Raw genomic sequence first — 19,797 nt, forward strand, 5'->3', positions numbered from 1 at the left:
GCTCATGACGCGGGGACCTCGTCGACGATCTCGCCGAACGCGGCGGGCAGGGTCGCGCGTGACGTGGCGCGGATCTCGGCGACGGGCACCGAGAACAGGCCCTGGATGTCGAGCACCGACTCGACGCCGTCTGCGGCATCCGTCACGCCGATGCGGATGACGGGGTAGTTTCGTCCCTCGCAGAGCCCGCGGAACTTCACGTCCTCCTCGCGCGGCACCGAGACGATGACGCGGCCGGTCGACTCGCTGAACAGCGCGGTCGCGATGTCCACGCCGTCGCGCTCGACGATCTCGCTGAGCCAGACGCGGGCGCCGACGCCGAAGCGCGTCGTCGCCTCGGCGAGGGCCTGGCCGAGGCCGCCCGTCGACAGGTCGTGCGCGGCCGAGATGAGTCCCTGCTGCGACGCGGCCTGGATGAGGCCGGCCAGACGCTTCTCGGCGGCGAGGTCGACCTGCGGGGGACGTCCGCCGAGGTGGCCGTGGATGGTGTCGGCCCAGGCCGATCCGTCGAGCTCCTCGGCGGTCGTGCCGAGCAGATAGATGTTCTCGCCGGCATCCTGCCAGCCCGACGGGATGCGGCGGGCGACGTCGTCGACGATGCCGAGCACGCCCACGACGGGGGTCGGGAAGATCGGCTGGTCGCCGGTCTGGTTGTAGAACGAGACGTTGCCGCCCGTGACCGGCACGCCGAGCTCGAGGCACGCGTCGGAGAGACCGTCGACGGCCTGCCCGAACTGCCACATGACCTCGGGGTTCTCGGGGCTGCCGAAGTTGAGGCAGTCGGTCACGGCGGTGGGCACGGCACCCGTGACGGCGACGTTGCGGTACGCCTCGGCCAGGGCGAGCTGCGCGCCCGCGTACGGGTCGAGCTGGCAGTAGCGGCCGTTGCAGTCGGTCGCGATCGCGAAGCCGAGGCCCGATTCCTCGTCGACGCGGATCATGCCGGCGTCGTCGGGGAAGCTGAGCGCCGTGTTGCCGAGCACGTAGTAGTCGTACTGGTTGGTGATCCAGCTCGTGTCGGCGAGGTTCGGGCTGCCGACGAGCTGCAGGAACTGGTCGCGGAGCGCCTCGCCGTCCGTGGCGCGCGGGAGGGATGCCGCCGAGTCGGCCTGCAGGCCGTCGATCCAGGTCGGGTAGGCGACGGGGCGGTCGTAGACGGGACCGTCGACCGCGACGGTCGAGGGGTCGACGTCGACGATCTTCTCGCCGTGCCAGAAGATCTGCAGGCGGCCGTCGCCGGTCACCTCGCCGAGCACGCTCGTCTCGACGTCCCACTTGCCGACGACGGCGAGGAAGGCGTCGAGCTTCTCGGGAGCGACGATCGCCATCATCCGCTCCTGGCTCTCGCTCATGAGGATCTCCTCCGGCGTGAGCGAGGGGTCGCGTAGCAGCACGTTCTCGAGGTCGACGCGCATGCCCGATCCGCCGTTGGCGGCGAGCTCGCTCGTGGCGCACGAGATGCCGGCGGCGCCGAGGTCCTGGATGGCCTCGACGAGTTCGCCCGCGTACAGCTCGAGGCAGCACTCGATGAGGACCTTCTCGGCGAACGGGTCGCCGACCTGCACCGCGGGGCGCTTGGTGGGTCCGCCGTCGGCGAAGGTGTCGGACGCGAGGATCGACGCGCCGCCGATGCCGTCGCCGCCCGTGCGGGCTCCGAACAGCACGACCTTGTTGCCGGCGCCGGTGGCGTTGGCGAGCTTGATGTCCTCGTGGCGCATGACGCCGACCGCGAGGGCGTTGACGAGCGGGTTGCCCTGGTAGACCGAGTCGAAGACCGTCTCGCCGCCGATGTTCGGCAGGCCCAGGCAGTTGCCGTAGAACGAGATGCCGCTGACGACGCCGTGCACCACGCGGGCGGTGTCGGGGTGGTCGATGGCGCCGAAGCGCAGCTGGTCCATGACGGCGACGGGGCGCGCGCCCATCGAGATGATGTCGCGGACGATGCCGCCGACGCCGGTCGCGGCGCCCTGGAACGGCTCGATGTAGCTCGGGTGGTTGTGCGACTCGACCTTGAAGGTCACCGCCCAGCCCTCACCGACGTCGACGACGCCGGCGTTCTGACCCATGCCCACCATGAGGCGGGTCTTCATCTCGTCGGAGACCTTCTGGCCGAAGCGGCGCAGGTAGTTCTTGCTCGACTTGTACGAGCAGTGCTCGCTCCACATGACCGAGTACATCGCCAGCTCGCCCGAGGTGGGGCGGCGGCCGAGGATCTCGCGGATCTTCGCGTACTCGTCGGGCTTGAGGCCCAGGGCTCCGTAGGGCTGATCACGCTCCGGAGTGGCGGTGGCGTTCTCGACGGTATCTGCGACAGGGGTGCTCACGCGGCTGGACTCCAGGACTCGGGATGCCGGACGCGATCAGTCTAGTTGGCGGGAGGAACCGTCGAGTCGCCAGGAAATGCGGATGCGGGCGGTCCGGTACCCGCGCTTTCTGGCGAGTCGACGCTCAGGAGGGCGCGTTGTAGGCGCCGAAGAGACCGGTGCCGTGCTCGACGAGGGCGTCGTACGCCTCGCCGTAGGTCGCGGGCAGCGTGCTGCCGGGGTCGAAGCGCGACGTCAGGAGCCCGAGCAGTCCGCGCGCGGGCGGGGTGAGCGGGCGCTTGTGGTGCTTCTCGTCGGGGGCCTTCGCCGAGCCCTTCTCGGGATTGGGCGGCACATACAGCGACTGCGGCTGCGGCCAGGTGTAGGGCTGGCGCGGCGTCGTGAGGTTGACCGCGTTGAAGATCGGGTTCGCGGTCTCGTCGCGGACGTTGAGCGGCCGCAGCCCGTGCAGCCGGCACAGCGTGTTGATCACCGAGCCGTGGTGCATCTCGTCGTGGATCACGGTTCCGGCGGCGGTGTACGCGCTCACGACGATCGCCGGCACCCGCAGACCGAGACGGTCGAACGCGAAGCCCATCTCGCCGGGCCCACTCGCATCCGGCGGCGGCGCGGCCGGCGGGGGGACGTGGTCGAAGGTGCCGCCGTGCTCGTCGAAGGTGATGACGAGCGCCGTGTTCATGGCGTTCGAGCCGGAGGTCGACGCACTCGTGCGGATCGCGTCGTAGACGTCCTGGGCGAGCTTGTCGCCGGCGCGGACGTCGCTGTCGGCGCTGTTGGTGATGCGGATGCGGCTGCCGTCGGGCAGCTCGAGCTCGCCCTCGCGAGTCGCCCCCCACGGCGGATGCATGTCGTTGTGGTTGAAGACCATGCGCGGCTCGATGAAGGCGTAGTCGGGCAGCTTGCCGTTCGCGGCATCCTCGTAGAACTGCTCCATGACGCGGAAGTTCGTCTTCCAGTACCGCTCGAGCACGGGCGCGTGGAGCATGCCGGTGAGGGATACGAGCTGCGTCGCGTCGTAGTAGACGCGCCACGACAGGCCGGCGTCCTCGAGGCGGTTGAAGATCGTGGGAGCCGCGGGGGCGTTGATCCACTTGTCGTAGTTGTCGCCGGTGTGGTTGACGACGTAGCCGTGCGAGGTCGAGGCGTGGAAGAAGCTGCGATTGCAGAAGGTCTGCGAGGGCACGCCGGCGAACCAGCGGTCGTAGACGGCGAACTCGCGGGCGAGCGTCGAGATCACCGGCAGCATCTCCGGCGAGAAGCCGCCCATCGCCGTGGCGTACTCGTCGGCGGTGGGCTCGCGCTTCTTCGCGAGGCGGTAGTTGACGATGTAGTCGTGCACGAACCCGTCGTTGCGCGGCGCGCTCCCGGCCGCGGGGGCGTTGTAGGGCGGCTGCAGTCCGTTGCGGGCGATGTCGGCGTTGGCGGGCGGGTCGATCGTCCCGAACAGCTGCGTGTTGACGTGCGGGTAGGTCTCGCCGGGGTCGGGCTGCGGCTGCTGCATGATGTGGTCGGTCGCGCCCGTGTAGACGTGCGCGGGCACGACGGTCCCGTCGGGCGCGGTGTTGGCGTAGTCGCCCTGCAGGATGCCGTCGAAGTCGGCCGCGCTCTTCTCGTCGGCCGTGTAGAGGTGGCCGAGCAGGTTGTCGAAGCTGCGGTTCTCGAACATGAGCACCACGACGTGGTCGAACCCGGCGACGCTGCGCGCCGCGAGGGGCGCGAACTCGGGCGGATGCGCGGTCATCGCCGCCGTCACGGCCGCGCCGGCCGAGCCTCCGACCGCGAGGCCCGCGGCTCCCAGGCCCGCACGACGGAGGAAGTCGCGCCGCGAGGGCCGGCGGCTCGCCCAGGAGGCGTCCGTCTCGTCGCGATCGGCGTCGGTCACGGGTCCCCTCCCTCCCTGGGTGCTCGGCGATCAGGCTACCCTCACACCATGGACGACGGCCTGCGTTTCGATCGAGGAGCCCGATACGGCGCGGCGATCGTCGCGGCGATGTTCGCCACGTACCTCGCCGTGGCATCCGACTTCTCCGCGATCGTGCAGGCGGAGATGTACGCCGGCACCATCACGAACGACATGCCGTACGTCGACACGCTCCAGTTCGTGCTCGTCGTCGCAACCCTCGTCGCCGCGTTCGCCGTGCTGCCGACCTCGCCGATGCGTCGCGTGGGAGGTGTGACCCTCGCGTGCGTCGCCCTGTTCCTGTGGGCGACGTTCGGGCTGCTGCGCGGCGCCGGTCATCTCGCCCACCTCGACCCCCTGTGGGCGGTGGTGCTCAACCAGGGGTTCATCGCATTGCTGGCCGGGGTGGGCGGCTGGGTGATCGCGCGCGGCCGGCATCCGCTGTCGTGGGTCGTCGTGATCGTCGCGCTCGTGCCGCCGATCGTCGGCCCCCGGCTGGTCGAGGCGAACGTCACGAGCGGCGGCTATGCGCTGGCGATGCAGGGCATCGTCATCGTCGGCGGGCTCGCCGCGACGTGGGCCGCCGTCGGGATCGATCGATGGGTGCGCCGGCGAGTCAGTGGTCGGGATGCAGCGACGCGTCGGCCGGCACGCTCCGCCACGACACGAACCGAACCGTGAGACCGGCGCGCGTCGGCGCGCAGCAGAACGGCCCGGCCGCGACCTCCGCCTGAGGATCCAGCGGCGCCACCCGGACGAGCCGCCAGCCCTCGTCGTCGACGCGGGCCCGGATCGTGACGGCGTCGCCCGACCGGCTCGCGCGCACCGTGACGACGCGACCGGCCCAGTCGGCGACGGGGGAGAGCGACCAGTCCGACATCCCGCGCGTCACCACCGCGCCCAGGCTGTCGGCACCGTCGCTGTGCTCGATGCCGGCCTTGATCCAGGTCTCGTCGTCGACGCGCAGGAAGACGCCCGCCTGATCGAACTGGGCCGAGAAGTCGAGCACGAACGCGACCTCGACCGCGGTGTCGGGTGCCATCGGCGCGAGCAGGGCGTGCTCGTCGTCGTGCACGAACCCGTACGACGTGACGCGCCAGGCATCGCTGCCCTCGCGCGCCGTGACGAGCAGGTCGTGGCCGTCGAGCGCCGTGTCCGCGGGCTCGGTGGTCCATGAGCCCGCGGACCAGTCGATGTCGGTCATGTGATTCCTCTCGGGTCAGTCGCGCAGCTGGGCCAGCAGCGCGGCGTGGTCGGTGGTGCCGGCGAACTCGACGATGCGGCCGCCCGCCACCCGCAGGAACCCGAACTCCGCCACGTTGACGTGGCGGCGGGTGGGCCGGATGCCGCGGAACGGGCCGGTGTGCGTGCCGCTGGCGCGCACGTGCGCCGCGATGCGGTCGTCCTCGACGACGAGCTGGATGCGGCGCACCTGCCAGTCGGGGAAGGCGTCGAGCACCTCGACGACGTCGGCCATCCAGGCGTCGGCTCCGCCCGGCAGGTGGGCGCGCCGCACGTTCGGGTCGATGAACGAGCGGATGGCGCCGAGGTCGTGACGATTGCAGGCGTCGAGGTACTCGGCGTACCAGGCGTGCATCTCCCACGGCTCCATCCGCCCATTATCGGCGGGTGGTGACCGGGTACCCCGCCGTCAGCGGGTGGCGGTGGCGTTCTCGTAGGCCCGCATGGCGGCATCCTGTGCGTCCGCGAGCGCTTCCTCGGCGGTCTTGTCGCCGAGAAGCGCCGCCGTCACGGCGTTGTTCAGCTCGTTCTGGATGTCCTGCCCGGCGGGGGAGGATCCGAACGACGTGCCGTAGTCGACCACGTCGTAATAGGTCGCGACGACCTGGTCGAAGCCCTCGTCACCCGACGGAGTGACCCACTTCTCGCGGATCTCCCGGTCGGGCTGCGGCGATCCCGTGAACAGGCCCGTGTTGGCACCGCCGTCGGCGGTGCGTGTCGCGGCGCGCGCTTCGCCCGCCGCGTTCCACGCCTCGCCGCTGGTCAGAGCCGAGACCCATGCGCAGGCTGCCGCGGGGTTCTTCGCTCCGGCCGGGATGACGAAGGCCTGCCCGCCGGAGACCGAGAACGGCTCACCGTCGCTGTCGCGGAACGGCACGGCCTCGATGTCGATCTGCTCGAGGTAGGGCGAGAGCACGTTCGGGTACCACTGCGCGTTGACCTGTGCACCGACCTGGTCGGTGACGTACTGGTTGGCGTCGCCGAACGTGTCGAAGGCGTCGGTGAAGCTCTTCACCTGCGCGAAACCGCCCTGCGCGTCGTTGATGCGCTGCAGCAGCTCCATGCCGGCGAGGTTGCTCGGGTCGTCGAGGGTCGGCACGCCGTCGTCATCGGTGAGCTGGCCGCCCGCCCCGAGGATCCACAGCGCGGACTGACCGGTGGACACGGGGTCGAAGCCCAGGCGCGTCGGCACACCGCCGGACTCCTGATACATCTTCTCGATGGCGGCCAGCAGGACGTCGGGCTGCGAAGTGTCGATCTCGTCGGCCGTCACGCCCGCCGCATCCATCACACGCTTGTTCAGGATGATCGCCGGCGGCTGGTAGAACTGCGGCGCTCCCCACACCTGGTCCTCATAGCGCACGTCGTCGACGACCGACTCGTACCAGCGGTCGTCCGCGTCGACATCCTGTGCCTCGAAACAGCTGTCGAGCGGCAGGATGAGGCCCTGTGCCGCGTACTGCGTGACGTAGCGCCGGTCCATCTGCACGACGTCGGGAACGTCGCCGCTGGCGATGCGGGTGGTGAACTTCTGCGAGTCGAAGGCCGTGGCATCCAGCTGCACGTCGACATCCGACAGCTGCTCCGCCGCGTAGTCGAGTCTCGCGGTGCCGACGTCGTCGGCGTTCTCGAAACCCCACGCCGCGAGGGTTCCGGTGGGGGTCGCGGAGAAGTCGACGTCTTCCGCGGTGCCGGCGTCATTGCTGCATCCCGCCAGCACGATGACGGATGCCGCGGCCACCGCGGTCGTCCCGATCAGTCGATTGCGCATGTGATTCCTCCTGTCGTGGTCCCGCGCGAGCACGCGGGTCATCCCTTGCGGCCCTGGGTCGCGACGCCTTCGATGAAGTAGCGCTGTCCGAAGGCGAAGAGGATGAGCATGGGCAGCGTGACGATGAGCGAGGCCACCATCACGTACTGGTAGTCGCCCTGGCCGCCGGCGGTCGGGCTGTACTTGGTCATCGCGTACGCGATGCCGAGTGGCGCGGTGAACTCGTCGACCGACCCGGCGTTGAGGTAGATGAGCGCGGACTGCAGGTTGTTCCAGCTCGCCTGGAACTCGAACAGGAACACGATCACGAACGAGGGCACCGACAGCGGCATCGCGATACGCCAGAAGAGTCCCCAATAGCTCGCGCCGTCGATGCGCGCAGCCTCGAAGAGCTCGCGCGGCAGACCGAGGAAGAACTGGCGCTGCAGGAAGATGTAGAACGCCGATCCGAAGAGGTTGGCGCCCCACAGCGGGACCCAGGTTCCGAGCAGGCCGGTCTCCTTCCAGATCAGGTAGACGGGGATCATCGTCACGGCGCCGGGCAGCATCATCGTGGCGAGCACCAGTGCGAACAGGAGCTTGCGTCCGGGGAACGAGAAGTAGGCGAACCCGAAGGCGACGATCGAGCTCGAGATCGACACCGCCGTCGCCGCCAGCAGCGCGATCGCGACGCTGTTGAACATCCAGCTGAGCAGCGGGAGCTGGTTCCACACCTCGGCGTAGTTCTCGGGCACGAAGGTCTGCGGGATCAGGCGGTTGTCGAACACCTCGCCGCGGGGCTTGAAGCTCGCCGCGAGCAGCCACGCGAACGGGTACAGGAACAGCAGGGCGAAGCCCGTCGAGATCGCGGCGAGCGTGACGCGGCCGGCGACGGTCTTCGGGGTGCGGAACCTCGTCGCCATCAGCGGTCGCCCTCGTAGTAGACGAAGCGGTTGCCGAACTTCACCTGGACGACCGTGACGGCCATGATGATGACGAACAGCAGCCAGGCCATGGCCGCGGCGAACCCGAAGTTGAACTGCCGGAACGCCTGCTGGAACAGATGGATGGCGTAGAACAGCGACGCCTCGGGCGACGCGTTGCTCTGGTCCCGCCAGAACAGCAGGTAGGCCTGGTCGAAGACCTGGAATGCTGCGATGGACAGCACGATGACGTTGAAGAACATGGCGCCCGAGATCATCGGCAGCGTGATGGAGAAGAACTTCCGCACCGGGCCGGCGCCGTCGAGGGATGCCACCTCGTACAGCTCGACGGGGACGTTCTTGAGCGCTGCGAGGAAGATCACCATCGTGCCGCTGACGGTCCACAGCGCCATGATCACGATGCTGGGCTTCACCCAGGCCGGGTCGACGAGCCACTGCGGACCCTGGATGCCGATCGCCGCGAGTCCCTGGTTGATCGCGCCCGAGTTGCCGTTGAGCAGAAGGAAGAACACCGCTGCCGTCGCGACCGCCGGCGTCATCTTCGGCAGATAGTAGAGCGTGCGGAAGATCCCCGCGCCGCGACCCATCCGGTTCAGCAGCAGCGCGAGCACGAGGGCGAACATGATCTCGAGCGGCACGGCCATGACCGCGTAGAACAGCGTGTTGCCCAGGGACACGGCCACGCGGGGGTCTTCGAAGAGCCGGGCGTAGTTGTCGAAGCCGATGGGGCGCGAGGAGTTCGTCGCGAGGTTGTAGCTGCTGAACGATATGTACAGGCTGTAGACCATCGCGCCGACGGTGAAGACGAGGAAGCCGATGATCCACGGCGTCAGGAAGAGGTAGCCCGCCAGCGCCTCGCGCTTGTTGTACTTCTGCCGGATGCGGCTCGGCCGTGTGGCGCGGACCGTCGTCGGTCGCGCGCGAGCGGTGATGCTTATGTCGTCCTCCGGATGCCGTCATGCCCGCAGGACCTGGTGGAAGCCGTCCTGTGAGGCCGAAGCTAGGAGTCGTAAGAACCGCTTCCCCAGTGGCTTGACACGGCGGCATCCCTGGGGAAGTGCCCGTCGGGGAGCGCGGGGCCGGGGAGCACGGCGCGACGGTTCCGGCGGTGGGTGCCACGGAAGACGGCGAACACGAAGAGGGCGTCGATGACGATCCAGGTCGCCCAGGAGACCGCCATATATCCCCAGTAGCCCTCCGTCGACAGCTCGGACAGCGGGGTCATGACGTTGTACTGGGCCATCTGGAACAGGTTGTTGAAGAGGGCATGGGCGAACACTGCCGGCCAGACGCTCTCCGAGAGGTAACGCAGCGCGCTGACGAGGACCGCGGCGAGGAGGAGGTCGACCGTCTTCGACACGACGTCCCGGAGCGCCAGCTCGCCCGCCGTGGCGTACGCGAGGGTGAGCGGGAGATGCCACGCGGCCCACAGGGCAGCGATGATCGCTGTCGTCGTCGCGAACCCCCGTGGGGAGAGCAGGGTCGTGAGGTAGCCGCGCCACGCGAGTTCCTCGCCAGCGACCGGGATCATGAAGATCAGCGCGACCGGGAGCGTGAGAAGCGCCGCCGTCGTGGCGCCTTCCGCCCACCTGACGTCGGCGAGGCCCGCCGCTCCGGTGATGAGGATCGGCGCGAAGCACGCCACGATCAACGCCGCGAGCGCGAGGGACGAGGTGCGCACGATCGCCGTTCCGCGTCCCCGCACGGGCATCGCGGACAGCGCCCACACCGTGGGCTGGTCGACGGTCACCCGATTCGAGCGTCGCGCGCGGTAAGCCGCGTGCAGCGCCAGCACCGTCAGAAACGGCACCCACTGCAGCGCCAGGGTCAGACCGGTAAGGTAGCCGGGATCCGCCCCCAGGTAGACCGGGGCTGACGCGAGGCACACCGCCAGCAGGACGACGGTAGTGAACGTGAGGAGAAAAGGGCCGGCCGGGGGCATCCCCGGGACGCCGCCCGGGCGGGGAATCGAGGTCACGCGACCGAGGCTAGAGACCTCCCCGCCGGGGCCGCAGGGGAGCTATCCCTACGGTTTTGTCGGGATGAGCCCCGCCGCGACGACCTCGACCTTGAAGCCCGCCGCGTTCTCGAGCCAGCCGGCGTAGTGCTGCGGGCCGCCGGCGTGCGGGTAGCGCTCCTGGTACAGCGGCATCCAGCCCGCGGACGGGGCGTCGGCCATGATCGCATCGACCTCGGCGGGGGAGCCGCCGTGGAAGGCCAGGTGATTCAGGCCCGGCCGCCGACGGTCGTGCTCGGTGCCGACCGTGTTCGGTGACGTGGTGAGCGTCAGGTAGGCCCCGCTCGCCGCCCACGACTCGCCCTGCGGCCACGTGCTCTCGAGGTCGAAGCCGACCCGCCGAAGCAGCCAGCCCCATTCGGACCGTGCGCTCTCGATGTCGCTGACCCAGAGCTCGACGTGATGGAAACCTGCCATGGTTCCAGTCTCGCGCAGCAACCGAACCCGACCGAAGTATGAGGGCGACGAACGGATGATTTCTGATCTGCGCTCGCCGATACGCGTGGGACCAGTCACGTCGTCGCCCTAGCCTCGCCTCATGATTCGTTTCGCCTCGTGGTCTTTCGCGCCGGTTACCGGGCTTCTCGCGCTTGTGATCTGGCTCGGCCTCGCAGGGCTCGACCGCCTCGACGTCGTGCCGCTGCGCGACGAGGCCTTCGCGACCTCGGCGTACGGCGTCGCGGTGATGGTCGGGTTCGCCGCCGCCATCGCGCTCGCTCGCGTCCGTCCGACCTGGGCGATCATGCTGACGATGGTCCTGCTCGTCGTGCAGCTGTCGTTCTGGCCGGCGCGCTTCAGCCAGCTGAGCTGGATCGGATACGCCCTGTTGCTGCCCTTGCCCGTGTTCCTCTCTCGGAGCACTCCTCCCGAGCGGCGCCGTCGCATGTTGGCGGCCGTCCTGGCCTGCGGCGTCGCGGTGGGCGCGTTACTGACCGTTCCCGCCCTCTCCATCTCCGGCCGGTGGGGCACCGTCAGTGGCAAGGAACTCGCGGGAGGTCTCGACGCCGTCGCTGTGTGGGGCGCAATCAGCGTCGCGGCCGCCTGGTTCAGCTGGCGTGCCGGACGACCGCGCGCCGTTCCTGTCGATCGGCCCGAGCACGTTGCACCCCCGACTGCCGTGAACGGATGCGCCGTGCTCGCCGTACTCTCGCCGCGCGAGCGTGAGGTGTTCGACCTCGTCGCCCGAGGCCGGTCGAACGCGGAGGTGGTTGCTCACGCGTTCATCAGCGAGGCGACGGTGAAGACGCACGTCGGCAGCATCCTCAGAAAACTGGGGCTCTCCTCGCGGAGCGAGCTCATCGCCTTCGCATGGGGCAACCGGCTTCTCGAGCCCGCCGTTGCCGCCGACCGGCAGGACTCCGACTGACAGATGCGACCTACAGCGTCGCGGTCATCTGCACGCGCGGGCCGAGGGCGTCGAGGCCCAGACGCTTCTCGGTCTCGGCCAGCATGAGCTCGACGTCCGTGCGCGGTTCGGTGACGACGAAGCCGAGGCGCTCGTAGAACGGGGCGTTCCAGGGCACCTCGGCGAAGGTGCGGAGCGACATCCGGTCGTGGCCGCGGTCGCGGGCGTGCGCCATCGCCGCCCCGACGAGCGTGCGGCCGTACCCGCGGCGACCGTGCTCGGGCGACACCGACAGCTGTTCGAGGTGAGCGTGGCCGTCGAGCTCGAGTACATGGACGAACCCCGCGACCACCCCGTCACCGACGTCGGCGACGAGCAGGAACCCCGGCTCCGCGGCGCGAGAAGACCCGGGTGGGGCGGGCCACCAGGTGGGCGGGTCGAGCAGATCGCGTAGCAGCGCGTCGGCGTCGTTCTCGATGCCCTCGAGGAGGGCCAGCTCGTCAGGGCGCGGCGGGCGGATGTCGAGGGGCACGGCCCGATCGTACCGAGCGACGTTCAGTCGACGACGAGCCGGTAGCCCATGCCGGACTCGGTCAGCAGGTGCTCGGGATGCGCGGGATCGGCTTCGAGCTTCTTCCGCAGCTGCGAGACGTAGAGCCGCAGGTACCCGGTGTCGTTGACCTGCTCGGTGCCCCACAGCTCCTTCAGCAGGTCCTGCCGGGTCACGAGCGCCCCGGGGGTCCGCGCGAGAAAGTCGAGCATCCGCCACTCGGTCGGCGTGAGGTGCACGCGCTCGCCGCCGCGCGTGACGGTCTTGGCTGCCCGGTCGATCTCGACGTCGGCGAACCGCACGACGGCGACGGATGCCGCGCCCCCGGCCCGCCGGGTGAGCGCGCGCAGTCTCGCGAGCAGCTCGTCGATCTGGAAGGGCTTGGTGACGTAGTCGTCAGCCCCGGCGTCGAGCGCCGCCACCTTGTCTGCCGACCCGGTGCGCCCCGAGACGACGATGATCGGCACGGCGCTCCATCCCCGCACGGCCTCGATCACGGCGACGCCGTCGAGGCGCGGCATCCCCAGATCGAGGACGACGACGTCGGGGTGCTCCGAGGCAGCCGCGGCGATCGCGGCGGCTCCGTCGCCGGCCGCGACGACGTCGTACCCGTGGGCGGCGAGCGTGATGCGCAGCGCCCGCACGAGCTGCGGGTCGTCGTCGGCGAGGAGGACCTTCACCCCTCGATCCTGCCCTCTTGCGCCGCCGACGATGCCACGGGCAGCTCGATCACCATGGTGAGGCCGCCGCCGGGGGTCTGCTCGGGGACGAGCTGACCCCGCATCCCCTCGGTGAAGCCCTTCGACAGCGCGAGCCCCAATCCGAGCCCGGTCGTGTTGTCGGTGTCGCCCAGCCGCTGAAAGGGCGCGAACACGTCGCCGTGGCGTTCGGGCGGGATGCCGGGTCCGTGGTCGATCACGCGGATCTGCGCCCGCCCGCCCAGCGAGCTCGTGCTGATGCGCACCGGCGTTCCGGCGGGCGAATGGCGGTGGGCGTTGGTCAGCACGTTGACCAGCACCCGCTGCAACAGCACGGGATCGGCGAGCACCGGCTCGATCGCCTCGTCCAGCGCGAGCTCCACCACAGCGGGCCCGAGACTCAGCTCGTCGACGGCGGCGAGCACGGCGTCGGCGGTGTCGACCGGTCGCAGGGCGACGGCGAGAGCACCGGCCTCGATGCGGCTCACGTCGAGCAGGTCGGTCACGAGCGAGGTCAGCGTGCCGAGGCTCTCGTCGGCGGTCGTGAGCAGTTCCTCGCGGTCGGCGTCGTCGAGCGCGGGTCCGGCAGCCCGCAGCCCGCCGAGCGCCGCGACGGCGGCGGCGAGGGGACGCCTCAGGTCGTGGCTCGCGGCGGACAGGAGGGCGCTGCGTACCCGGTCGGTCTCGGCGAGCACCGACGCCGAGCTCGCCGCCCGCTGCAGATCGGCCTGCTCGAGGGCCGCGGCGAGCTGCGCGACGACGACATCCAGCAGCCGGCGTTCCGAGCCGTCGAGCTGCTCCGACTCGCTGCCGTGAAGTTCGAGCACGGCGTCGCGTCCCACGCCGACGCGCAGGTGGCGGTCGTCGCGCACGGGCTCGCCGTCGGCGGCGATGACGGTTCCGTCCGATGCGACCAGGCGCGCCCCCGACATCCCGAACGCCTCGCGCGCCCGCGCGACGAGAGCCGGGATCGAGCCGTCGCCGCGCAGGACGCTCCCCGCGACCGCCGCGAGCAGCTCGGCTTCGGCGGCTGCTCGCCGCGCGGCCCGCGTGCCGCGGGCTGCACGGTCGACGATCACGCTCACGAGCAGGGCGATGACGACGTACAGGATCAGCGCCCACGCGTGCAGCGGATCGGAGACCGTCACGGTGTACAGCGGCGCGACGAAGAAGAAGTCGAGCGTCACCCCCGACATCACCGCCGCGAAGACCGCCGGCCACAGGCCGCCGACGAGCGCGACCACCACCACGAGCAGCTGATACGCCAGCACGTCGCTCGTGATCGACTCGGGGCTCCGCAGCGCGACGAGCAGCCAGGTGAGCAGCGGCCCGCCGGTCAGCGCGACGACGAAACCGAGGATCCGGCGCCGCACGCTGAGGGCGCCGCCGGCCACGCGCGGCAGGGTGAACCTGCCGCCGGCGGCCGCGTGCGTCACGACATGCACGTCGATGTCGCCCGATTCGCGGATGACGGTGGCGCCGATGCCCGGACCGCTGAGAGCCGCCGCGAGCCGTCCGCGACGGCTGACGCCGACGACGAGCTGCGACGCGTTGACCGACCGGGCGAACTCGACGAGGGCGGCGGGGATGTCGTCGCCGACGACCTGGTGGTAGCTGCCGCCGAGCGACTCGACGAGGGCCCGCTGGGCGGCGAGGGCCGCCGGGTCGGCGGTGCGCAGCCCGTCCTGGCCCGACACATGGACGGCCAGCAGCTCGCCGCCGGCCGACCGGTCGACGATGCGGGCCCCGCGCCGGATGAGCGTCTCGCCCTCGGGCCCGCCGGTCAGCGCGACCACGACGCGCTCGCGCGCCTGCCACGTCCCCCGGATGCCGTGCTCGGCGCGGTAGTCCTGCAGGGCGCTGTCGACCTCGTCGGCGAGCCACAGCAGCGCGAGCTCTCGCAGCGCCGTCAGATTGCCGAGCCGGAAGTAGTTCGACAGGGCGGCGTCGATGCGCTCGGCCGGGTAGACGAGGCCGGCGGCGAGGCGGTCGCGGAGCGACGGCGGTGCGAGATCGACGAGCTCGATCGGGTCGGCCGAGCGTACGACGGCATCCGGCACCGTCTCGCGCTGCGCGACGCCGGTGATCTGCTCGACGACGTCGCCGAGTGACTCGATGTGCTGGACGTTGACGGTCGTGATGACGTCGATGCCGGCATCCCGGAGTTCCTCGACGTCCTGCCAGCGCTTCTCGTTGCGCGATCCGCCGACATTGGTGTGGGCGAGCTCGTCGACGAGCGCGACACGCGGGGCGCGGGCGAGCACGGCCTCGAGGTCCATCTCGTCGAGCGTGACGCCGCGGTGCTCGAGGCGGCGGCGCGGAACGATCGGCAGGCCCGCGGTCATCGCGGCGGTCGCGGCGCGGCCGTGGGTCTCGACGATCGCGACGACGACGTCGATCCCGGCATCCTGAAGCCGGCGTCCCTCCTCGAGCATCTCGTAGGTCTTGCCCACGCCCGGCGCCGCTCCCAGCAGCACCCGCAGCCGTCCCCGCTTCACGGCATCACCCTAGTTCTCCGCGTGCCCTGGAGAGCTCATCGCGCGAGGCCGTCCAGCGCCGCGTTCAGCTCGACGACGTTCACCCGCGGCTCGCCCAGGAACCCGAGGTCGCGGCCGGCCGTGTGCTCCGCGACGAGGTCGCGCACCTCGGCATCCGACAGTCCGCGCTCCGACGCGACGCGGGCGACCTGCAGCTCGGCGTACTCCAGCGAGATGTGCGGGTCGAGGCCCGACGCCGAGGCGCTGACGGCATCCGCGGGCACATCCGAGACGTCGACGCCCTCGCGGTCGGCGATCGCCGTGCGCCGCTCCTCGATGGCTGCGACGAGGTCGGCGTTGTTCGGACCGAGGTTCGAGCCGCTCGAGGCGGCCGCGTCGTAGCCATCGCCGGCCGCCGAGGGGCGCGACTGGAAGTACTGCGGCAGGGCTTCGCCGTCGGCATCGGTGAACGACTGGCCGATCAGCGACGAGCCGACGACCTGGCCCTCCGCATCACGCAGCAGTGATCCGTTCGCCTGCGCCGGCAGCGCGAGACCGACGAGCGAGATGAGCAGGGTGTAGCCGACCCCGAGGACGAGGGTGAGAACGACCATCGCGCGGACGGCGACGGCGGAGGTGCGCAGTGAGGCGCGAGCGGTGGACATGACAGGTCTCCAGGAGGGGGCTCAGAAGCCCGGGATGAGGCTGACGACGAGGTCGATCAGCTTGATGCCGACGAACGGGGCGATGACGCCGCCGAGCCCGTACACGACGAGGTTGCGGCTGAGGATCGACGAGGCGCTCGCCGCGCGGTATCTCACGCCGCGCAGCGCGAGCGGGATGAGCACGATGATGACGATCGCGTTGAACACGATCGCGCTCGTGACGGCGGATGCCGGGGACGACAGCTGCATGATGTTCAGCGCCGCGAGCCCCGGGAACACCCCCATGAACATCGCGGGGATGATCGCGAAGTACTTGGCGATGTCGTTCGCGAGCGAGAACGTCGTGAGGGCGCCGCGCGTGATGAGCAGCTGCTTGCCGATGCGGACGATGTCGATGAGCTTGGTCGGATCCGAGTCGAGGTCGACCATGTTGCCGGCCTCCTTCGCCGCCGACGTGCCCGTGTTCATCGCGACACCGACGTCGGCCTGCGCGAGGGCGGGGGCGTCGTTGGTGCCGTCACCGGTCATCGCGACGAGGTGACCGCCCTCCTGCTCCTTGCGGATCAGGGCGAGCTTGTCTTCGGGCGTGGCCTCGGCGAGGAAGTCGTCGACACCCGCCTCTTTCGCGATCGCGGCGGCGGTCAGCGGGTTGTCGCCCGTGATCATGACGGTGCGGATGCCCATCGAGCGCAGCTCGTCGAAGCGTTCGCGCAGGCCGTCCTTGACGACATCCTTCAGGTGGATGACGCCCAGCAGCGTCCCCGCGCCTTGCGGGTCGAGGGTCGCGACGGCGAGCGGCGTGCCGCCGGACTGCGCGATCGCGTCGGCGTGGTGCAGCAGCTCGGCGCGGGCCTCGGCCGAGACCGGCCGCGCCGAGGCGTCGAGCCAGGCGAGCACCGACCCCGACGCGCCCTTGCGCACCTGCGTGCCACCCGGCAGGTCGACGCCGCTCATGCGGGTCTGCGCCGTGAAGGCGACCGCCACGGCGTCGCGCGGCAGCTCGGCCACGACGTGCTGCGAGGCGGCGAGTTCGACGACCGAGGTGCCTTCGGGCGTCGGGTCGGACAGCGACGACAGGGATGCCGCGCGGGCGAGCTCCGCACCGTCGACGCCGGTCATCGCGACGAACTCCGACGCGCGGCGGTTGCCGTAGGTGATCGTGCCGGTCTTGTCGAGCAGCAGGGTCGTCACGTCGCCCGCTGCCTCGACGGCGCGGCCCGACATCGCCAGGACGTTCCGCTGCACGAGCCGGTCCATGCCCGCGATGCCGATCGCCGACAGCAGGGCGCCGATCGTGGTCGGGATCAGGCAGACCAGCAGCGCGACGAGCACCGGGATGCTGACGGGCGAGGCGCTGTACGACGCGATGGGGTTCATCGCCAGCACGACCACGACGAAGACGATCGACAGGCTCGCCAGCAGGATGTTGAGGGCGATCTCGTTCGGCGTCCGCTGCCGCGCGGCGCCCTCGACGAGGGCGATCATCCGGTCGACGAAGGTCTCGCCGGGCTTCGAGGTGATCTTCACGACGATGCGGTCCGACAGCACGCGCGTGCCGCCCGTGACGGCGCTGCGGTCGCCGCCCGACTCGCGCACGACGGGAGCGGACTCGCCCGTGATGGCCGACTCGTCGACCGTCGCGATGCCGTGCACGATGTCGCCGTCGCCGGGGATCAGCTCGCCGGCCTCGACCAGCACGACATCCCCGAGCCGGAGGTCGGCCGAGGGCACATCCTCGGTCGCGGCGCCGCGGGCCGCGGCATCCGTCCGCTCGTCGTACGAGACGACCCGCCGGGCGGTCGTCGTGGTGCGGGTCTTGCGCAGCGCCTGGGCCTGCGCCTTGCCGCGGCCCTCGGCGACCGACTCCGCCACGTTCGCGAAGAACACGGTGAGCCACAGCCAGATCGCGATGCCCCAGGTGAACCCCGCCGGGACGGCCGTGCCGCCCGAGGTCTCGGGACCGCCGAGGAACGGCTCCGCGATCGCGATCGCCGTCGTCAGGGCCGCGCCGACCCAGACGAGGAACATGACGGGGTTCCGCCACTGCGCCGCGGGGTTGAGCTTGCGGAGGGCGCCGGGGAGGGCGGCGCCGACCTGCTCGAGGCTGAAGGCGCCGCGGCGGCGGGTCGCCGCGGTGGTGGCGTCCGGGTCCGCGGCGGACGGGCCGGATGAGGGCCGGGTTTCGGTCAGAGGGGCAGACATCAGGAGAGTCCTTCGGCGAGGGGGCCCAGGGTGAGGACCGGGAAGTAGGTGAGCGCGGTGATGATGACGACGACGCCGGCGAGCAGGCCCGCGAACTGCGGACGATGCGTCGGGAGCGTGCCGGCGCTCGAGGGCACGGTGTCTTGAGCGGCGAGCGACCCGGCGAGGGCGAGGACGAGCACGATCGGGATGAACCGGCCGAGCAGCATCGCGACGCCGAGCGCCGTGTTGAGCCACGGGGTGTTGGCGGTGAGACCGGCGAAGGCCGAGCCGTTGTTGTTCGCCGCGGAGGTGAACGCGTAGAGGACTTCGCTGAGGCCGTGCACGCCCGGGTTCCAGATCGAGGTGCTCTCGACGTCGGCGCGGACGGCCGGGATCGCGAAGCTCAGCGCGGTGCCGGCGAGCACGAGCGCCGGCGTCACGAGGATGTACAGGCTCGCGAGCTTGATCTCGCGCGGCCCGATCTTCTTGCCGAGGTATTCGGGCGTGCGCCCGATCAGCAGACCGCCGACGAACACCGCGAGGATCGCGAGCACCAGCATCCCGTACAGCCCTGAGCCGACGCCGCCGGGCGCGATCTCGCCGAGCATCATGTTGAGCATCGGCATCATGCCGCCGAGGGGCGTGAAGCTGTCGTGCATCGCGTTGACCGCGCCGGTCGAGGTGAGCGTCGCCGCGCCGCCGAACAGCGCCGACGCGGCGACGCCGAACCGGGTCTCCTTGCCCTCCATCGCGGCGCCGGCGAGCTGCGTCGCCGTGCCGCCGCCGGACGCCTCGGCCCACGAGCCGAGGGCGATCGACGTGAGGAGGATCCCGCCCATGACCGCGACGATCGCGTAGCCCTGGCGGTCGTCGCCGACGATGCGGCCGAAGGCGCGCGGCATGGCGAACGGGATGACGAGGAGCAGCAGGATCTCGAACAGGTTCGTCCACGGCGCCGGGTTCTCGAACGGGTGCGCGGAGTTCGCGTTGAAGAACCCGCCGCCGTTCGTGCCGAGCAGCTTGATGGCTTCCTGGCTGGCGACCGGTCCGCCGGGGATCGACTGCGCCCCGCCGGCGATCGTCTGCACGTCGGTGAAGCCCGCGAAGTTCTGGATCACGCCGCCCGCGAGCAGCACCACGGCCGCCACGATCGCCATCGGCAGGAGGATGCGGCCGAGCCCGCGCACGAGGTCGACCCAGAAGTTGCCGATCGTGCCGGAGCGGCGATAGGCGAACCCGCGCACGAGGGCGATGGCGACGGCCATGCCCACCGCGGCCGAGACGAAGTTCTGCACGGCCAGGCCCGCGAACTGCACGGTGTAGCCGAGCGTCGTATCGGGCGAGTACGACTGCCAGTTCGTGTTCGTGACGAACGAGACGGCGGTGTTGAACGACAGGTGCTCGCTCGGCGCGGGAAGACCGAGGCTGAAGGGGAGGAGCGGCTGGAGGCGCTGCAGCCCGTAGACGATCACGACGCCGACGAGCGAGAACAGAAGCACGCCCCGGGCGTATGCCTGCCAGGTCTGTTCGGCGCGCGGGTCGACCCCGATCAGGCGGTACACGCCCCGCTCGACGGCGAGGTCGCGCGGCGAGGTGTAGACGCGGGCGATGTAGTCGCCGACCGGCCGGTACAGCAGGACGAGGATGAGGACGAGGGTCGCGATCTGCAGCGACGCGAACCCGATCTGCGCGGCATCCACG

The 19,797-nt window shown here is 70.6% G+C and carries 17 protein-coding genes; 2 read left to right on the forward strand and 15 right to left on the reverse strand.

Features of this window, described 5'->3' with window-relative positions:
* Positions 1 to 2: 2 nt before the first annotated feature.
* Together purL and CI089_RS07230 are read right to left on the reverse strand one after the other, a co-directional pair.
* Complete coding sequence (purL, locus tag CI089_RS07225; protein ID WP_256977620.1) at positions 3 to 2,324, reverse strand: phosphoribosylformylglycinamidine synthase subunit PurL; 2,322 nt, start codon at positions 2,322 to 2,324, stop codon at positions 3 to 5.
* A gap of 124 nt (positions 2,325 to 2,448) precedes the next feature.
* Complete coding sequence (locus CI089_RS07230; RefSeq protein WP_256977621.1) at positions 2,449 to 4,206, reverse strand: alkaline phosphatase family protein; 1,758 nt, start codon at positions 4,204 to 4,206, stop codon at positions 2,449 to 2,451.
* Positions 4,207 to 4,254: 48 nt separating this feature from the next.
* On the opposite strand from CI089_RS07230, the gene CI089_RS07235 reads away from it, so the two are divergent.
* On the forward strand, positions 4,255 to 4,905 hold the full coding sequence (locus tag CI089_RS07235; protein WP_094260851.1) for a hypothetical protein: 651 nt from the start codon (positions 4,255 to 4,257) through the stop codon (positions 4,903 to 4,905).
* On the opposite strand, the gene CI089_RS07240 is transcribed toward CI089_RS07235, so the two are convergent.
* The 7 genes from CI089_RS07240 to CI089_RS07270 all read right to left on the reverse strand — a co-directional run bounded on the left by CI089_RS07240 (position 4,841) and on the right by CI089_RS07270 (position 10,594).
* Positions 4,841 to 5,428, reverse strand: coding sequence for a DUF1349 domain-containing protein (locus CI089_RS07240; RefSeq protein WP_094260852.1), 588 nt, complete (start codon positions 5,426 to 5,428; stop codon positions 4,841 to 4,843). The genes CI089_RS07235 and CI089_RS07240 overlap by 65 nt on opposite strands.
* Positions 5,429 to 5,443: 15 nt before the next feature.
* On the reverse strand, positions 5,444 to 5,836 hold the full coding sequence (locus tag CI089_RS07245; protein WP_094260853.1) for an ester cyclase: 393 nt from the start codon (positions 5,834 to 5,836) through the stop codon (positions 5,444 to 5,446).
* 39 nt (positions 5,837 to 5,875) lie between these two features.
* Positions 5,876 to 7,237, reverse strand: a complete 1,362-nt coding sequence (locus CI089_RS07250; protein ID WP_094260854.1) for an ABC transporter substrate-binding protein — start codon at positions 7,235 to 7,237, stop codon at positions 5,876 to 5,878.
* 38 nt (positions 7,238 to 7,275) lie between these two features.
* Positions 7,276 to 8,139, reverse strand: coding sequence for a carbohydrate ABC transporter permease (locus tag CI089_RS07255; RefSeq protein ID WP_094260855.1), 864 nt, complete (start codon positions 8,137 to 8,139; stop codon positions 7,276 to 7,278).
* Complete coding sequence (locus CI089_RS07260) at positions 8,139 to 9,092, reverse strand: carbohydrate ABC transporter permease (protein WP_094260856.1); 954 nt, start codon at positions 9,090 to 9,092, stop codon at positions 8,139 to 8,141. The genes CI089_RS07255 and CI089_RS07260 overlap by 1 nt, the downstream gene beginning before the upstream one ends.
* Positions 9,093 to 9,160: 68 nt before the next feature.
* A complete protein-coding gene (locus tag CI089_RS07265; protein WP_143738934.1) occupies positions 9,161 to 10,138 on the reverse strand; it encodes a CPBP family glutamic-type intramembrane protease in 978 nt (325 codons plus the stop codon).
* A gap of 48 nt (positions 10,139 to 10,186) precedes the next feature.
* On the reverse strand, positions 10,187 to 10,594 hold the full coding sequence (locus CI089_RS07270; protein WP_094260858.1) for a VOC family protein: 408 nt from the start codon (positions 10,592 to 10,594) through the stop codon (positions 10,187 to 10,189).
* A 121-nt stretch (positions 10,595 to 10,715) separates the two neighbouring features.
* Here CI089_RS07270 and CI089_RS07275 point away from each other — a divergent pair, with 121 nt between their 5' ends.
* Positions 10,716 to 11,543: a helix-turn-helix transcriptional regulator gene (locus CI089_RS07275; RefSeq protein WP_256977624.1), complete on the forward strand. Its 828-nt coding sequence runs from the start codon at positions 10,716 to 10,718 to the stop codon at positions 11,541 to 11,543.
* A gap of 10 nt (positions 11,544 to 11,553) precedes the next feature.
* On the opposite strand, the gene CI089_RS07280 is transcribed toward CI089_RS07275, so the two are convergent.
* The 6 genes from CI089_RS07280 to kdpA are packed head-to-tail and all read right to left on the reverse strand — an operon-like array spanning position 11,554 to position 19,796.
* Positions 11,554 to 12,054 (reverse strand): GNAT family N-acetyltransferase, encoded by a 501-nt coding sequence (locus CI089_RS07280; RefSeq protein WP_094260859.1) that lies wholly within the window; start codon positions 12,052 to 12,054, stop codon positions 11,554 to 11,556.
* A gap of 23 nt (positions 12,055 to 12,077) precedes the next feature.
* Positions 12,078 to 12,752: a response regulator gene (locus tag CI089_RS07285; RefSeq protein WP_094260860.1), complete on the reverse strand. Its 675-nt coding sequence runs from the start codon at positions 12,750 to 12,752 to the stop codon at positions 12,078 to 12,080.
* On the reverse strand, positions 12,749 to 15,268 hold the full coding sequence (locus CI089_RS07290; RefSeq protein ID WP_094260861.1) for a sensor histidine kinase: 2,520 nt from the start codon (positions 15,266 to 15,268) through the stop codon (positions 12,749 to 12,751). The genes CI089_RS07285 and CI089_RS07290 overlap by 4 nt, the downstream gene beginning before the upstream one ends.
* Before the next feature lie 35 nt (positions 15,269 to 15,303).
* Entirely contained in the window at positions 15,304 to 15,912 is a 609-nt protein-coding gene (kdpC, locus tag CI089_RS07295) for a potassium-transporting ATPase subunit KdpC (RefSeq protein ID WP_094260862.1), read from the reverse strand.
* A gap of 21 nt (positions 15,913 to 15,933) precedes the next feature.
* Positions 15,934 to 18,114, reverse strand: a complete 2,181-nt coding sequence (gene kdpB / locus CI089_RS07300; protein WP_094260863.1) for a potassium-transporting ATPase subunit KdpB — start codon at positions 18,112 to 18,114, stop codon at positions 15,934 to 15,936.
* Positions 18,114 to 19,796 (reverse strand): potassium-transporting ATPase subunit KdpA, encoded by a 1,683-nt coding sequence (kdpA, locus tag CI089_RS07305; protein ID WP_094260864.1) that lies wholly within the window; start codon positions 19,794 to 19,796, stop codon positions 18,114 to 18,116. The genes kdpB and kdpA overlap by 1 nt, the downstream gene beginning before the upstream one ends.
* Position 19,797: the final 1 nt, after the last annotated feature.

Source organism: Microbacterium sp. Yaish 1 (assembly GCF_002245215.1).
In the GTDB taxonomy this organism is placed as follows: domain Bacteria; phylum Actinomycetota; class Actinomycetes; order Actinomycetales; family Microbacteriaceae; genus Microbacterium.

Bases quoted from the DNA above. Each gene is read 5' to 3' on its own strand.
- CI089_RS07270 (WP_094260858.1), bottom strand. From the start codon at position 10,594: ATGGCAGGTTTCCATCACGTCGAGCTCTGGGTCAGCGACATCGAGAGC.
- CI089_RS07235 (WP_094260851.1), top strand. From the start codon at position 4,255: ATGGACGACGGCCTGCGTTTCGATCGAGGAGCCCGATACGGCGCGGCG.
- CI089_RS07240 (WP_094260852.1), bottom strand. From the start codon at position 5,428: ATGACCGACATCGACTGGTCCGCGGGCTCATGGACCACCGAGCCCGCG.
- CI089_RS07250 (WP_094260854.1), bottom strand. From the start codon at position 7,237: ATGCGCAATCGACTGATCGGGACGACCGCGGTGGCCGCGGCATCCGTC.
- kdpC (WP_094260862.1), bottom strand. From the start codon at position 15,912: ATGTCCACCGCTCGCGCCTCACTGCGCACCTCCGCCGTCGCCGTCCGC.
- kdpB (WP_094260863.1), bottom strand. From the start codon at position 18,114: ATGTCTGCCCCTCTGACCGAAACCCGGCCCTCATCCGGCCCGTCCGCC.
- CI089_RS07245 (WP_094260853.1), bottom strand. From the start codon at position 5,836: ATGGAGCCGTGGGAGATGCACGCCTGGTACGCCGAGTACCTCGACGCC.
- CI089_RS07255 (WP_094260855.1), bottom strand. From the start codon at position 8,139: ATGGCGACGAGGTTCCGCACCCCGAAGACCGTCGCCGGCCGCGTCACG.
- CI089_RS07275 (WP_256977624.1), top strand. From the start codon at position 10,716: ATGATTCGTTTCGCCTCGTGGTCTTTCGCGCCGGTTACCGGGCTTCTC.